The sequence below is a fragment of the Streptomyces sp. NPDC091279 genome, assembly GCF_044757465.1.
Classification (GTDB): domain Bacteria; phylum Actinomycetota; class Actinomycetes; order Streptomycetales; family Streptomycetaceae; genus Streptomyces.
The window spans coordinates 297,503-310,650 of record NZ_JBIVVA010000011.1 but is presented as its reverse complement, the minus strand read 5'-3'; the positions used below and the strand labels follow the sequence as shown (position 1 = coordinate 310,650).

The window sequence follows — 13,148 nt, the reverse complement described above, 5'->3', positions numbered from 1 at the left end:
GGATGGGGACGGGGCGTGCGGGTGGGGTCGGCGGCCGGGCGGTGCTGCTGGCCGCGGGGATCGCCGAGTTGGCGGTGGGCACGATCGGAACGGCCCTCGGTGAGGTGCGGGGGCTGCTCGGGCGGAGCGATCTGGCGGAGCTGGCCGCCGACGCCGAGCAGGATCTGCTGGCGCGCGGACGCCTCGCGCTCGACCGGTTCCCGGCGCCGGCCCCGGCCCACCTTGAGGTGCTCGCCCGCCGTGCGATGCGACGGCGGTCCGGCGATGACAGCTGAGCGCTGGGAGCCGGACGCGTTCAAGGCCCGGGTCGATGCCGTGCTGCGCGACTTCACCGCCGACGAGGCCGATCAACTGGCCGCGATCGACCCGGCGTTGACGCCGGTGGCCGCACAGCTGGAGGCGGCGGTCACGGACGGGAAACGGCTGCGGGCCGCGTTCTGCTACTGGGGCTGGCGGGCGGCCGGCGGGCCCGACAGCGACGCGCTGCTGCGGGCCGCCGCCGCGATGGAACTGGTGCACGCGGCGGCCGTCGTCCACGACGACCTGATCGACGAGAGCCCCCTGCGGCACGGCCGCCCCACCACGCAGGTCGCGCTGCGGTCGGCGGTGCGGGGGCGTCCGCGTGCGGCCGGGGCCGCCCGTTCGCTGGCGATGCTGGTGGGTGACCTGTTGATGTCGCTGGCCGGGCAGTTGTTCGCGACCAGTGGTCTGCCGGCCGCGTATCTGGGCCGGGCGCGGCCGCTGTGGGCGGCGCTGGCACGGGAGTTGATCGCCGGGGAGTGTCTGGAGATCCTGCACACCGGGGACGTTCCCGACACCTCACGGGCGCTGAAGGTGGTCCGGTACAAGACCGCCAAGTACACCGTGGAACAGCCCCTGTTGATCGGCGGTGCGCTGGCCGGTGCGGGCGAACGGCTGCGGCTGGGGTACTCCGGGTACGGGCTGCCGTTGGGTGAGGCGTTCCAGCTCCGGGACGATCTGCTGGGGCTGTTCGGGGACCCGGCTCGGACCGGGAAGGCCGACGCCGACGACGTTCGCGGGCGGCGGCCCACCGCGCTGCTCGCGGAGACCTGGCGGCTGGCCTCCCCCGAACAGCGGGAAGAACTCGGGGAGTTGCTCGGGCGGCGGCACGACAAGGACGGCGTGGCGCTCGGCGCCGTTCGGGATCTGATGGGTGCGCTGAAGGCGCCCGACCGGATCGAGGCCCTGATCGCGACGCGGGTCGACGACGCCCTCGACGCCCTGCACCGACTGAACGCGCCCGCACCCGCCACCGCCGCCCTGGACGCGCTCGCGCACTCGGCGACCGCCCGCCTGTACTGAGAGGAACGCGCCCCATGCCCCCTGCCGAGGCCGCGATGGACGCCCTGCGGACGGCGGGCGACGAACTGGCCGACGCCACCGTCGCCGCCCTCTTCGAACAGGGGGAGGTGGGCCGGTTCAACACCCTGATGCGGTACGTGTCGACGGTCGGCGCGCCGCTCCCGGACGGGCTGCCCGAGGTCGCCCGGGAGTACCTCGCGGCCACCGCCGCCCCGCCGGACTGGGTGGACTGGGGCGAGATGGAGCGGGCCCGGCTGTTCTTCACGGACAACAACGTCCACATCTCCACCGCGCTGTCGTTCGCCGCGATGCCCGCCTGCTATCTGGTGCCGCCGGTGGCGAAGCTGCTGGCGACCACGCACGGGCTGCGGTACCCGTCCAAACGGATGGCGGAGACCGGGCAGTTCACCGTCTGGCTGATGCAGCCGGGCGCCTTCGAGGCGGGCAGCCGTTTCATCCCGGCGGCGCAGAAGGTGCGGCTGCTGCACGCCTCGATCCGTCATCACCTGGTCCGCGAGAACGTCTGGGACACGGCGGCCCTGGGCACGCCGATCTGCCAGGAGGACATGATCGGCGGGCAGATGTTCTTCTCCCTGCTGGTCCTGGACAGCCTGCACCGGCTCGGCATCCACATGTCGACCGAGGGCGCGGAGGCCTACTTCTACGCGTGGCGGGTGGTCGGCGCGATGCTGGGCGTCGACCAGGAGGCGGTGCCCAAGTCCCTCGACGAGGCACGGCACTTCCTCGATCTGTACATGGTCCGGCACATGGGCCCCTCCGACGAGGGCGCCCTGCTGACCCGCCAACTCATCGACCTGTACGAGGAGGTGGTCCCCGGCACCCTCTTCGACCCGGTCGTCTCCGCGCTGATCCGGCACCTCGTCGGCGACACCTGCGCGGACTGGCTCCAGGTCCCCCGCACCCCCTGGGACACGCTGGTCAAGGCGGTCCCGCACCTGCTGGGCGTCCTGGAGACCATCGAGGACCGCTCCCCGCTGGCGACCTGGGCCCTGGACCACCTCGGCCGACTCACCACGAACCTCGAACTCTCCTCCCTCACCCGAGGCCGCGTCATGCACTACGCGATCCCGGAACACCTCAAAAAGGACTACGGCGTCACCCCCACCCCCCTCCACACCCAACGCTGGACACCCCCTCCAGCAACGGTGTGACGGGACGTCGACTGACGGCACAGACAGGCGACTTCTGAAGGTGCGGCCGCCGGTTCAACGGTGCGTGAATCGACGGACGGTCCGCCACGCGTCCCCGACAGCGTCCTCGGACCGCAGCCACCACCCCTCCAGCTTGTTCCGCACCGTCACAGACACGCTCCGCCCCTTGAGCCACAGAGGCAGCTTCCGCCACGGCACGAACGTGAGGGTGTCGTCGATGGCAGCAGCGGCAAGGCCCTTGGCCCCCTCCGCACGCAGCACGGAGTACAACTCAGGCGTCAGCTCGCCGTTGAGCCGAGCCGCGGTGCCGACGGCGGTGAACGCGAACCCCCGTTCCCCACGGTCCGGCAGCCGGGTCGCACGAACGATCCGCGGCGACGCCTCCTCCAACGGACACCGCAACGCCAACCCGATCGCCCCGGTCCCGAGATGAGCCTCCCCCCGCTCGAACGCGGCATCCCACACACCGGGATCATCAAGCCCCAACAGCCCCTCACCACTTTCCCAGTCCCACATGGGCGCTACGAGGCGTTCTGTGCGGCACGGGCGACGGCACGAACCGTCGCCTCGTCCAGGTCCAGTGGATGCCCGTCAGCCGGTCGATGTCCCGCCACGTTCTCGCGACCCCCGTCGTGTGTACCTCACGTGCAGCTCTGTGCCCACGCGAATCTACAAGGCACAGAAAGTACGCCACGCCCCCGCCTATCATCCGGATCATGCGTCGCACTCGCGCGGGCGCTGGCCCGGCGGCCCGACACCGTCTGGGTCGACATCCTCGGTGGCGGCGACGAGATCTCCGCGGTCTTCTTCCTCGACGGTCCCGACGCCCGCAACGCCCTGCTGCTGCGTGACCTGCCCGCCACCGACGCCGTCGGCTCGTGGACCTCGCACACCCTGTTGCGGGTCTTCCCCACCGCGTTCCGCTGGAGCGCCGGTCTCCTCTCCCCCGCCCCGGCCCGGGGCCGCCGACCGCGCCGCCCGCGCCGTTGGGCATCGACTCCGCGCTCACCGCACGCCGACGTCTCGACACCCTCGTCGACGGCCACGTGCTGCGGCTGGCGACCGAGTTGGATCTCGCGCGCTGCTGTGGATCGCCGTGCGGACCCTCAGCGTCCATCCGCACGTCCGTTTCTGCGCCGCCGCCACCGGTCCCGCCGATCTCCTCGTCGGCCTGTACGCCTTGCTCACCGGCACGGTCGGGTGCCTGGACGGCATCAGCGCCTCGGCACGGCGCCGCGACCGTCACACGCGCCGGTGTGGTGCGCCGTGCCGTTCAAACGCCGTGAGGCAGACGGTCGTTGGGACCGGGACCGGAGGCCGGCCCCGGTCCCGGGCGGGGTCAGACGCGGGTGAGGGAGACCAGCCAGGCCTTCACCCCGTCGACGGTGGCCTCGATCACGCTCTCCTCGATCGCGTCGATGCGCCAGCCCGCGGCGAAGGCGGCCTCGAACTCGGCGCGGGAGATGCGGTGCGGCCCCCAGTCCTCCTCCTGCTGGTCGCTGAAGGAGAGCACGAAGACCCGGCCGCCCGGCCGGACCACGGAGGCCAGGCTGTCGACGTAGGCGGTGCGCTCGTCGCCCTGGAAACGGTGGAACAGCCCCGAGTCGAGAACGGTGTCGAAGTTCTCGCCGAGTTCGGCCAGCTTCAGGGCGTCGTAGCACAGGAAACGGGCGTACAGGCCGCGTTCGCTCGCCTTGTCCTGGGCGGTGCGCACGGCGTTGGCGGCGAGTTCGATGCCGGTGGCGTCGAGGCCGAGCCGGGCGCACATCAGGACGTGCTCGCCGGTGCCGCAACCGACGTCCAGGACACGGCCCGTGATGGCGCCGGACTCGGCGAGCGCGAGCAGGGCCGACTGGGGGCGCCCGATCTCCCACGGGGTCGCGCCCGTCTCGTACAGCTCCTCCAGGAAGCTCGGCTCCTGGTGGCGGGCGTAGACGGATTCGTCGAGCATGGCGGCTGCCTTTCGTCGGGTGTCGTGCCCGGCGCGTGCACGCCGGGCGGGGGTCGGGCTCAGGCGCGGAACGCGTCCGCGTGTTCGGCCGCCCAGGCGGCGAAGGTGCGTGCCGGGCGGCCGGTGACGTCGGGGACGGCGGTGGTGACCTCGGCGGGCCGGCCCACCGAGCGGGCCAGGTAGCGCAGGATGCCGTCGACGGCGGCGTCGAAATGGGTCTGCATGCTGTCGACGGCCTGGGTCGGCATGCCGCGTGTCAGGTAGTCCGCGCGGGCGACCTCCGGGGAGACCTCCTCGAAGCGGAACGGCCGTCCGGTCGCCTGCGCGAGGATGCGCACCTTGTCGACCTGGGTGAGGGACTCGGGTCCGGTGAGGACGTACCGGGCGCCGATGTGGTCGTCGCTCAGCAGACCTCGCAGGCCGACGGCGGCGATGTCCCGTTCGTGGATGGGGGCGGTGGCGGCCCCGCCGTACGCGGCGCGGACGGTGCCGGTGGTGCGCAGCTGCTCGCCCCAGGTCCACAGGGTGTTGGCGTCGAACTCGCCGGGCCGCAGGATCGTCCACTCCAGGCCGGATTCCTCGACGAGGTCCTCGCTCGCCTTGTGCCAGGCGGCGAGCATGCTGGGCTGTTCGGCGGCGCCGAGCCCGTCCTGGACGGACGACGAGGAGAGCATGACGATCCGGCGCACGCCCTGTTTGCGGGCGGCGGTCAGGAAGTCGGCGGTGGTCTGGCCCAGCGCGGACAGGTTCAGGAAGACGGTGCTGATGCCCTCCAGCGCCGCCGACACCGCGTGGGGATTCTCCAGGTCGCCGCCCAACACCTCGGCTTCTTCGGGTAGTTGGGCGCGTTCGGGGGTGCGGGTCAGGGCCCGGGGGCGGATGCCTGCGGCGAGCAGCAGGTCCACCAGATGGCGGCCGACGTTGCCGGTCGCCCCGGTCACCAGGATCACGGTGTTCTCCTCCGTTTCATCGGTCGGCTCCAGGCAGCGGGTCAGGCGGGTGCAGCGGATCAGGTGCAGCGGGTCAGGTGACGAGGGCCACGGCGTTGAGGGCCAGCGCGGTCACGGCGAGCTTCGTACGGATCAGATGCCAGCGGCGCCAGATCCGGCGGGGGTCGCTCCAGTCGGCGGGCAGCGCACTCGGGTCGAGCGCCTTGACGCGGCGGTTGAGGGGGACGTTGCGGAAGTGGGAGACCCAGGAGACGGCCACCAGGTGCAGGGCCGCCGTGCCCAGGAGCGTGGCGCGGGTGGTGTCGTCGGCGGTGAGGGCCAGCGCGGTGTCCAGGAGCGCGGAGAGCAGGACGATCACCGGCATGGTGGGGTCCCAGTTGCGGCCGATCAGCTGATGGACGTAGACGTACCGTTCGGCGGGCATCACGGCCAGTGCGGGAACGACGCTCAGGGCGACCGCGAAGAGCACGCCGGCGGCGACGCCGTTGCCCAACAGGACGAGTACGGCGAGGAGTTCGGCGCCGGTCATGCCGCGGGGTGGTCGTCCACCGAGAGCTGGGTGAGGACGCGCATGCTGGCGTTGCGGAAGTACTTTCCGAAGCCCTCCGGGGTGGCGGTGTCGCGCTGTTCGGCGAGGAAGGGGGCGAGGCGCTGTTCCACGGTGTGCACGCCCTGCTGGCGGGCCATGTGGCCGGCGATCGCGGAGAAGTCGCCCTCGTACTGGATGACGCGGACCATGACGTCGTCCTTGATGAACACGGCGGTGCCCAGCAGCCGTCCGGCGGCGCTGCCGTCGGCGCCGGGCAGGACGGGGGTGTCGACCCGCTTGAAGTCCTGGAAGATCTCGGCGATCTCGTCCTCGTGGCCGGGCTTGACCCGGTACGTCACCGCGGCGAATGCCATCACATGCCTCCATCGACAGTCAGGGTGGAGCCGCTGACGAAACGGGAGTCGTCACCGGCGAGGAAGAGGACGGCGTCGGCGACGTCGCCCGGTGTGCACAGCCGCCCGAGCGGGGTGGCGGCGAGCAGCCGTTCCCTTACGGGCGGCGGGAGTTCACGGCCGCCGTCGTCGCTGGTGACGCCGGGGGCGACGACGTTGACGCGGATGCCCCGGGGGCCCAGGTCCTTGCACAGGCCCCGGGTGAAGCCGACCATGGCGGCCTTCGAGGCGCCGTAGTGCGCGGCGCCGGGACGGCCGCGCAGGGCCGCCGCGGAGCCGATGTTGACGACCGAGGCGCCCTCGGTGAGCAGCGGCAGGGCGGCCCGGGTGACCAGGTAGGCCGAGGTGATGTTGTGGTCCAGCATCCGCCGCCAGCTCTCGGGGCCGAGGTCGGCCAGTGGAGCGTGGTCGTCGACGCCGACGTTGTTGACGACGACGTCCAGGCCCCCGAGGTGCTGTCGGCAGGTCTCCAACAGCCGTTCGGCGCCCTCGGGTTGGGTGACGTCCGCCTGGGTGACGCGGTGTCCGTCGCCGTGCCGGGCGAGGTCGTCGGTGAGCCGCGCCGCCTCCGGGCCCGGGGCCCGGTGGCAGGTCACGACGCGGGCGCCCGCTGCGGCGAGGGCCAGTACGGTGGCCCGGCCGATGCCTCGGGTGCCGCCGGTGACGAGCACCCGTTTGTCTCTCAGTCCGTACCCCATGTGTCTCTCCGGTCTCTCAGGCCACGTCGGTTCCCCGAGCCTGCACCAGGGTGGTGGGGTCGGGTTGGGGTGCGGATCGAGCGGGCCGCCAGTGCAAGGTCCCGTATCTTCTGGTGCCGGTCCAGGCGGTGGGCTCGGCGGTGTCCCGGTCGTCGGGCCCGCAGGCGAGGTCGACCCAGGTCTTGGACAGGCCCTGCCAGGTGAACCGGTAGCCGACCGCGCCGCCGCCCGACTCCCTTGAGACGTGGGCGAGTTGGACCTCGACGAGTTCGTCGAGGAGCGCCTCCGCCTCCCGGACCGGCACGCCCAGCGCGGTGGCCGCCTCCTCGGCGGTGACGACCGACCCGGCGACGGCGAGCGTGCGGAACGCGGAGCGCCCCGCCGGGGTCAGCAGCCGGTAGGTGCGCCGCAGGCTCGGCGCGAGGACGTCGAAGGCGTCGGGTTCGGTGCCCTCCAGGACCCGGGCGAGCGACCAGTGCGGGCGCATCTCCAGATGCCGGGCCACGGCGTGCAGGGCGCCGGGCAGTCCCTGGCAGACCCGGATCACCCGCAACGCGGCCTCGGCCTCGTAGGCGAGCCGGTCGGGGCCCAGCGCGTGCGACAGGAGTTGCCAGGCGGCGGCCCTGCTGAGCGTGGGGGCGGGCACGACGGCGGTGATGAGCGGGTCGGACAGGCGTCGGCGGCAGGTGAGCAGGGTGGCGCTGCGGGAGCCGCCGGGCAGCAGCGGCAGCAGCTGGGTGACGTCGACGACGTCGTCGAGGACGACCAGCAGCCGCAGGTCGGCGGCCCAGCTGCGGAACATCCGCACCCGCAGGTCGACGTCCTCGGGGATGCGGGCGGGCGGGAAACCGGCCGCGAGCAGGAAGTCGCCGAGGATCTCTCCCGGGGGGACCGGGCGGCCGTCGGGGGTGGTCAGCTCGGCCCACAGCTGGCCGTCGGGGTAGTCGGCGCGGACCTGGTGGGCGGTGCGCGCGCACAGGGCGGACTTGCCGGAGGCGGGGGCGCCGGTGACGACCACCACCGGGCGGCCGACGCCCGGTCCTTCGGTCAGCGCGCGGCTGAGCGCCTCCACCTGCCGGCGGCGGCCCACCAGCCGTACGTCCGGGGGGAGTTCGCTGGGCACCAGGCGGCGGGGCGGCGGTCCCGGGCGGCCGGGAACGGCGTCCTCGTGCAGGTCGAGCGAGGGGTCGCCGTCGAGGATGCGGCTGTGCAACTGGCGTAGTTCCGGGCAGGGTTCGAGGCCGAGTTCGGCGGCCAGGACGGAGCGGGCGTCCCGGTAGGCGGTGAGGGCCTCGGAGCGGCGTCCGGAGCGGTGCAGGGCGAGCATCAGCTTGGCCCGCAGTCCCTCGTGGGTGGGGTGGGCGGCGACCAGGCCGAGGAGTTCACCGACGACCTGGTGGTGCAGGCCGAGGCCGAGTTTGGCCTCGATCCGCTCCTCCAGGACGGTGCGGCGCAGCTCCTCCAGGCGGACCGCCTCGGCCTGGAGGACCGAGCCGAGTTCGTTCTCCGTCATCGACGTCTTGCTCCACAGGGCGAGGGCCCGGTCGAGCGTCTCGACGCCCAGCAGGCCGTCCCCCTCGGCGATCCGGGCGCGTCCCTCGGCGGCCAGGTCGCAGAAGCGGTGCACGTCGACGGCGGCGGTGGGCACCCGCAGCAGATAACCGGCGTCCGTGGTCTCCAGGGTGACCGGCGTGCGGTCGAGCTGGGTGAGCCGGCTGATGTTCTTGCGGAGTTGGTAGATGTACGTCTGGAGGGTGGTCCGGGCGCTGCGGGGCGGGCGGTCGGCCCAGAGTTCGCAGAGGAACTGGTCGGTGCTGACGACCCGGTTCGCGTTCAGTGCGAGGAGGGTCAGCACCTGGCGGATTTTCGGGGCGGACAGCCGCACCGCCGCCTTGCCGTCCACGGTCAGCTCGAAGGGTCCCAGAAGCCGAATCTCTAACAATGGGGCACCATCGTTTCTTCGTTCACTGCGGTCCGAAAAGCCCGGAGATTCATTCTGACGGGTATTCAAGTAACCGCACGGTGGGGGGAGGAGTGGGGACGAGGAACACCCTCTAACCCGGGTTCTGCAACTGTCAATAGTTACCCTGCCGAATGAATTGACATCCGCCATCCACGGCACCACCCGGCGAAAACACCAAATTCTTTGACTGAAAGACCCGAACCCTGGGTAACAGCGGGGAGAATATACGGACAATGCATGACGGAAACTGCCAGGTTTCCGCATATCACCTGTCACCGGCCGTCCGGAAAGCGGCCACTGGACGGCCGGTCGAGCCGCCGTCGAGCGCACGGACCGATCCTGCCGAAAACGGCGCCCGACCACCCCAGCCAGCAGGAGGAACCGTGAACCGGACACTCATCGTCGCCCGCATGCGGCCCGAGTCGGCCCCCGAGGTCGGCCAGGTCTTCGCCGATTCCGACGCGACCGATCTCCCCTATCTCGTAGGGGTTTCCCGGCGGACCCTGTTCACCTTCCACGATCTGTACTTCCATCTCATCGAGGCCGACGAGGACATCAGGCCGAATCTCGGCCAGGTCCGCAGCCACCCCCTCTATCGAGACATCGACACCCGGCTCGGCGAGTTCATCACCCCCTATGACCCCTACTGGAAGGAACCCAAGGACGCGATGGCACGCGCTTTCTACGAGTGGACACCGGAACAGGGGAGGATTCGCTAGAAATCCGCAGGACCGGGAAATGACGCGGCCGCCGACAAAAATGTTACCCGGCAGTTCGCCCCGGGTTGCCGGAGCGTCGCATACCTGTCTGCCAGTTCCCGGCACCCGGAATTTTATTTCCGTTCGCCCGCACACCCTTACGCCTCCGCTGCCGCCTTTCTCAAACGTGTGATGAGCGACAGCGGACGCAATCACCGAAGAGGCGCCGCGCCCGAGTGCTCGCTCGGCCGGGGCGCCGTCGACCCTGAAGGAGCCCTTTCATGCCGGAGACGACCGTTCTCGGGTCGCCGATGCACTACACCGACGTGGGGGCCGCCGGTGCGGGACCCCCGTTCGTCTTCCTCCACGGCAACTGCGCCTCCTCCTACCTCTGGCGCCGCGTCCTGCCCGGCATCGGGGGCGGCCGGCTGCTCGCCCCCGACCTGATCGGCATGGGCCGGTCCGCGCGGCCCGACCTCGCCTACTCGTTCGCCGACCACGCCCGGTACCTGGACGCCTGGGCGGACGCGCTTGAGCTGGACGACGTCGTCCTCGTCGGACACGACTGGGGCGGCACCCTCGCCTGCGACTGGGCCGCCCGTCATCCCGGCCGGGTGCGGGGGCTCGCCCTGATGGAGAGCATCGTCAAGCCCATGGCGTGGGACGAGCTCCAGCCGTGGGCGCGGGCGCGCTGCGAGGCGATCAACACCCCGGGTACCGGCGAGGAGTTGGTGCTGTCCCAGGACCTCTATCTGCGGCAGGCGTACACGGGCGGCGGCGGGGTCCTCAGCACCGTCGCCGACGCCGACCTGGCCGCGCACCTCGCGCCGCACCCCACGCCCGACAGCCGCCGCCCGCTGCTGGCCTGGGCCCGGCAGATCCCGCTCGACGGGCGCCCGGCCGAACTGGTCGCCCGGATGCGGGAGTTCCACGCCTGGCTGGCCGCCAGCAGCAACGTCCCGAAGCTGCTGCTGACCTTCCACGGCTCACCCACGCTGCTGCTCGGCGACGCCATGGCCGCGTGGTGCGCCGAGAACCTCGCCGCGCTGGAGACCGTGTCCTGCGGCACGGCCGGGCACTTCGCCCCCGAGGACCGGCCCCACGAGATCGCCGCCGCCGTCTCTGCCTGGGCCGGCCGGCACGGGCTCCTCGACCACCGGAAGGAACCGTCGACGTGCGAGCAGTGATCATGGGCGGCACGGCCGGTATCGGGCTCGCCGTCGCCACCCGCCTCACCGCGGCCGGACTCGACGTCACCGTCACCGGCCGCGACCCCGAACGCCTCGCGGCCGCCCGCACCCAGGTCGCGGCGGCCGAACGGCTCGACGGCACCGACGAGGCCGCCGTCCGCGCCTTCTTCCAGCGCCTCGGCCCCTTCGAGCACCTGGTCCTCGCCTTCGGCCCGGCGACGACCGGCTTCGGCCCCGTCGGCTCGCTCGGCACCGACCGGCTGCGGTCCGTCGTCGAACCCAAGCTGTACGGCTATCTCACCGCCGTCGGGCTTGCCCGGGTCACCGGTTCCGTCACGCTGCTCTCGGCCGGCAGCGCGCGGGTCGCGCGGCCCGGGACCGTCGCCCTGGCCGCCGTCAACGGAGGCCTGGAGGCCGCCGTGGGGCCGCTGGCGGTGGAGTTGGCGCCGGTGCGGGTCAACGCGGTCTCGCCCGGGGTGATCGACACGTCCTGGTGGGCCGGGCTCGGGGAGGAGGAGCGCGCCGCGCAGTTCGCCGCCGTCGCCGCCGCGACGCCGGTCGGCCGTGTCGGACGCCCCGACGACGTCGCCCGCGCCGTCGAGTACCTGGTCCACGCCGACTTCATCACCGGCACGGTCCTCCCGGTCGACGGCGGCCTGACCCTGGCCCGCTGAAACACCGGACACCCCAGAGGCCCCGGTCGCCGGTCAACGGCGGCCGGGGCAGCGGTCGTTCGGGGGTGGGGATGCGATGCGGTCACCTCGCGCCCGGCGCGACGGGACCCCAACTCCCGCGCCGGGGAGGGCCGCCGGGCGCCGACCGCGCCGTTCGGGACATGGCATGCCGATGCGGGGCGGCAGCCGGTCAGGATGCCGCCCCGTGGGCGTGGCGTCGGTCAGTAGGACGCGGTTACCTCGTATACCGCGAACGGGATGGGCAACTCGGTGTCGCGGTACGGGCGTAGGGCCGCTGTGCTGGGGCGGTGGGCGGCGCCGCGTTCCCAGGCCTGGAAGGACGGGAGGTCGCGCCAGCGGCTGAGGACGACGAAGCCGGGGCGGCCCGCGACCGACTCCAGCAGTTCGTTGCCGAGCAGCCCGGGCACGTCGGCCAGGGACGCGCTCACCTCGTGGTAGGCACGCCGGATGTCCTCGGGCCGTTCGGCCTGGTGGTGGACGAGGACGCGGACCTCGCTCACCGGTCGCCGCCGGGCAGCGCGGCCACGACGCTCATCGTCACCATCGAGCCGCCGGTGCGGAACGGGTGCAGTTTCCGCCGGTGTTCGAGGTGCCGGTCGCTGGTCTCGAACGCGCGGAACCGCGGCTCGTCCGTCCAGTCGCTGATGATGTAGTAGACGCCGGGTTCCTCCTCGCCCCGGCACAGCCACTGGCCGAGGTTGGCCGGGTGGGAGGTGACGGAGCCGCCGACGGCGGACCAGGTCTTCTCGAAGTCCTCCTCCATGCCGGGCTTGATCTCCATGCGCAGCATGATGCGGAACGGCTGGGTGGTCACGAGATGCCTCCGTCGACGTAGAGGGTGGAGCCGGTGACATAGCTGGAGAGGTCGCTGGCGAGGAACAGGACCGCTCCGGCGACCTCCTCGGGGGCGCCGAGGCGGCCGAGGGCGGTCTTGGCGCGGTAGCGCTGGACGAGCACCTCGCGCTGCTCGGCCGGGCGGCTGGCCAGTTCCTCGGTCTCGATCACGCCGAGGGCGATGACGTTGAAGCGGATGCCGCGGTCACCGAACTCCTTGGCCAGCGAGCGGGAGAGGCCTTGCAGGGCCGACTTGGACGCCGTGTAGTGGGCGCGCAGCGGGATGCCGACGTCCGCCGACTTGGAGCCGATGAACGCCACCGAGGAGCCCTCGCCGAGGAGGTGCAGGCTCTCCTGGGCGAGGACGTAGGCAGCCGTCACGTTGGTGTCGAGGACACGGTGCCACTCGTCGACGGGCAGTTCGGAGAACGGGATGTGGCTGACGGTGCCGGCGTTGTGGACCAGCAGGTCGAGGCGGCCGTGCCGTTCACCGGCGCGGCGCACGAGGTCGCGGGCGCGGTCGGGGTCGGCCAGGTCGGCCTGGACGACCTGGTGGTCGCCGGGGGTCTCCTTCAGTTCGGCGATCAACGAGTCGACGGCGTCGGAGGGTTGGCGGTAGCAGGTGGTCACGTCGACGCCCGCGCGGGCGAGGGCGAGGACGATGCCACGGCCCACGCCCCGGCTGCCGCCGGTCACCAGGGCCGTGCGGCCGGTCAGGTCGAGATCCATAGG

At 72.1% G+C, this 13,148-nt stretch carries 16 protein-coding genes; 6 read left to right on the top strand and 10 right to left on the bottom strand.

What is annotated here, in order from left to right:
• Positions 1 to 2: 2 nt before the first annotated feature.
• From ACIQOU_RS27775 to ACIQOU_RS27765, 3 genes are read left to right on the top strand one after another with little or no spacing between them, the layout of a single operon-like run.
• Positions 3 to 275 carry a polyprenyl synthetase gene (locus tag ACIQOU_RS27775; protein ID WP_401540396.1) on the top strand — a complete coding sequence of 91 codons (273 nt, stop codon included), beginning with the start codon at positions 3 to 5 and terminating at the stop codon, positions 273 to 275.
• A complete protein-coding gene (locus tag ACIQOU_RS27770) occupies positions 265 to 1,323 on the top strand; it encodes a polyprenyl synthetase family protein (RefSeq protein WP_401540393.1) in 1,059 nt (352 codons plus the stop codon). Before ACIQOU_RS27775 ends, ACIQOU_RS27770 begins: the two co-directional genes overlap by 11 nt.
• 14 nt (positions 1,324 to 1,337) lie before the next feature.
• Entirely contained in the window at positions 1,338 to 2,495 is a 1,158-nt protein-coding gene (locus ACIQOU_RS27765) for an oxygenase MpaB family protein (RefSeq protein ID WP_401540391.1), read from the top strand.
• A 54-nt stretch (positions 2,496 to 2,549) separates the two neighbouring features.
• On the opposite strand, the gene ACIQOU_RS27760 is transcribed toward ACIQOU_RS27765, so the two are convergent.
• The 7 genes from ACIQOU_RS27760 to ACIQOU_RS27730 form a co-directional block, all read right to left on the bottom strand.
• On the bottom strand, positions 2,550 to 2,960 hold the full coding sequence (locus ACIQOU_RS27760; protein ID WP_401540389.1) for a hypothetical protein: 411 nt from the start codon (positions 2,958 to 2,960) through the stop codon (positions 2,550 to 2,552).
• A gap of 874 nt (positions 2,961 to 3,834) precedes the next feature.
• Positions 3,835 to 4,446 (bottom strand): class I SAM-dependent methyltransferase, encoded by a 612-nt coding sequence (locus ACIQOU_RS27755; RefSeq protein WP_401540386.1) that lies wholly within the window; start codon positions 4,444 to 4,446, stop codon positions 3,835 to 3,837.
• A 59-nt stretch (positions 4,447 to 4,505) separates the two neighbouring features.
• Positions 4,506 to 5,396 carry an NAD(P)H-binding protein gene (locus ACIQOU_RS27750; RefSeq protein ID WP_401540384.1) on the bottom strand — a complete coding sequence of 297 codons (891 nt, stop codon included), beginning with the start codon at positions 5,394 to 5,396 and terminating at the stop codon, positions 4,506 to 4,508.
• Between the two features lie 73 nt (positions 5,397 to 5,469).
• Complete coding sequence (locus ACIQOU_RS27745; protein ID WP_401540381.1) at positions 5,470 to 5,925, bottom strand: DUF1772 domain-containing protein; 456 nt, start codon at positions 5,923 to 5,925, stop codon at positions 5,470 to 5,472.
• The gene (locus tag ACIQOU_RS27740; RefSeq protein ID WP_401540378.1) at positions 5,922 to 6,299 is read right to left on the bottom strand and encodes a SchA/CurD-like domain-containing protein; all 378 of its coding nucleotides are present in this window, start codon (positions 6,297 to 6,299) and stop codon (positions 5,922 to 5,924) included. Before ACIQOU_RS27740 ends, ACIQOU_RS27745 begins: the two co-directional genes overlap by 4 nt.
• Positions 6,299 to 7,036: an SDR family NAD(P)-dependent oxidoreductase gene (locus ACIQOU_RS27735; RefSeq protein ID WP_401540375.1), complete on the bottom strand. Its 738-nt coding sequence runs from the start codon at positions 7,034 to 7,036 to the stop codon at positions 6,299 to 6,301. The genes ACIQOU_RS27740 and ACIQOU_RS27735 overlap by 1 nt, the downstream gene beginning before the upstream one ends.
• 16 nt (positions 7,037 to 7,052) lie before the next feature.
• Positions 7,053 to 8,978, bottom strand: coding sequence for a BTAD domain-containing putative transcriptional regulator (locus tag ACIQOU_RS27730; protein WP_401540373.1), 1,926 nt, complete (start codon positions 8,976 to 8,978; stop codon positions 7,053 to 7,055).
• Positions 8,979 to 9,382: 404 nt separating this feature from the next.
• Here ACIQOU_RS27730 and ACIQOU_RS27725 point away from each other — a divergent pair, with 404 nt between their 5' ends.
• The 3 genes from ACIQOU_RS27725 to ACIQOU_RS27715 all read left to right on the top strand — a co-directional run bounded on the left by ACIQOU_RS27725 (position 9,383) and on the right by ACIQOU_RS27715 (position 11,561).
• Positions 9,383 to 9,718, top strand: a complete 336-nt coding sequence (locus tag ACIQOU_RS27725; RefSeq protein ID WP_401540370.1) for a TcmI family type II polyketide cyclase — start codon at positions 9,383 to 9,385, stop codon at positions 9,716 to 9,718.
• Between the two features lie 260 nt (positions 9,719 to 9,978).
• A complete protein-coding gene (locus tag ACIQOU_RS27720; RefSeq protein ID WP_401540368.1) occupies positions 9,979 to 10,884 on the top strand; it encodes a haloalkane dehalogenase in 906 nt (301 codons plus the stop codon).
• On the top strand, positions 10,872 to 11,561 hold the full coding sequence (locus tag ACIQOU_RS27715; protein ID WP_401540366.1) for an SDR family oxidoreductase: 690 nt from the start codon (positions 10,872 to 10,874) through the stop codon (positions 11,559 to 11,561). Before ACIQOU_RS27720 ends, ACIQOU_RS27715 begins: the two co-directional genes overlap by 13 nt.
• Before the next feature lie 221 nt (positions 11,562 to 11,782).
• Here the strand turns inward: ACIQOU_RS27715 and ACIQOU_RS27710 are convergent, their stop codons facing one another.
• From ACIQOU_RS27710 to ACIQOU_RS27700, 3 genes are read right to left on the bottom strand one after another with little or no spacing between them, the layout of a single operon-like run.
• Positions 11,783 to 12,082, bottom strand: a complete 300-nt coding sequence (locus tag ACIQOU_RS27710) for an antibiotic biosynthesis monooxygenase family protein (protein WP_401540363.1) — start codon at positions 12,080 to 12,082, stop codon at positions 11,783 to 11,785.
• Complete coding sequence (locus ACIQOU_RS27705) at positions 12,079 to 12,396, bottom strand: antibiotic biosynthesis monooxygenase family protein (RefSeq protein ID WP_401540361.1); 318 nt, start codon at positions 12,394 to 12,396, stop codon at positions 12,079 to 12,081. The genes ACIQOU_RS27710 and ACIQOU_RS27705 overlap by 4 nt, the downstream gene beginning before the upstream one ends.
• Positions 12,393 to 13,145, bottom strand: a complete 753-nt coding sequence (locus tag ACIQOU_RS27700; protein WP_401540358.1) for an SDR family NAD(P)-dependent oxidoreductase — start codon at positions 13,143 to 13,145, stop codon at positions 12,393 to 12,395. The genes ACIQOU_RS27705 and ACIQOU_RS27700 overlap by 4 nt, the downstream gene beginning before the upstream one ends.
• Positions 13,146 to 13,148 lie beyond the last annotated feature (3 nt).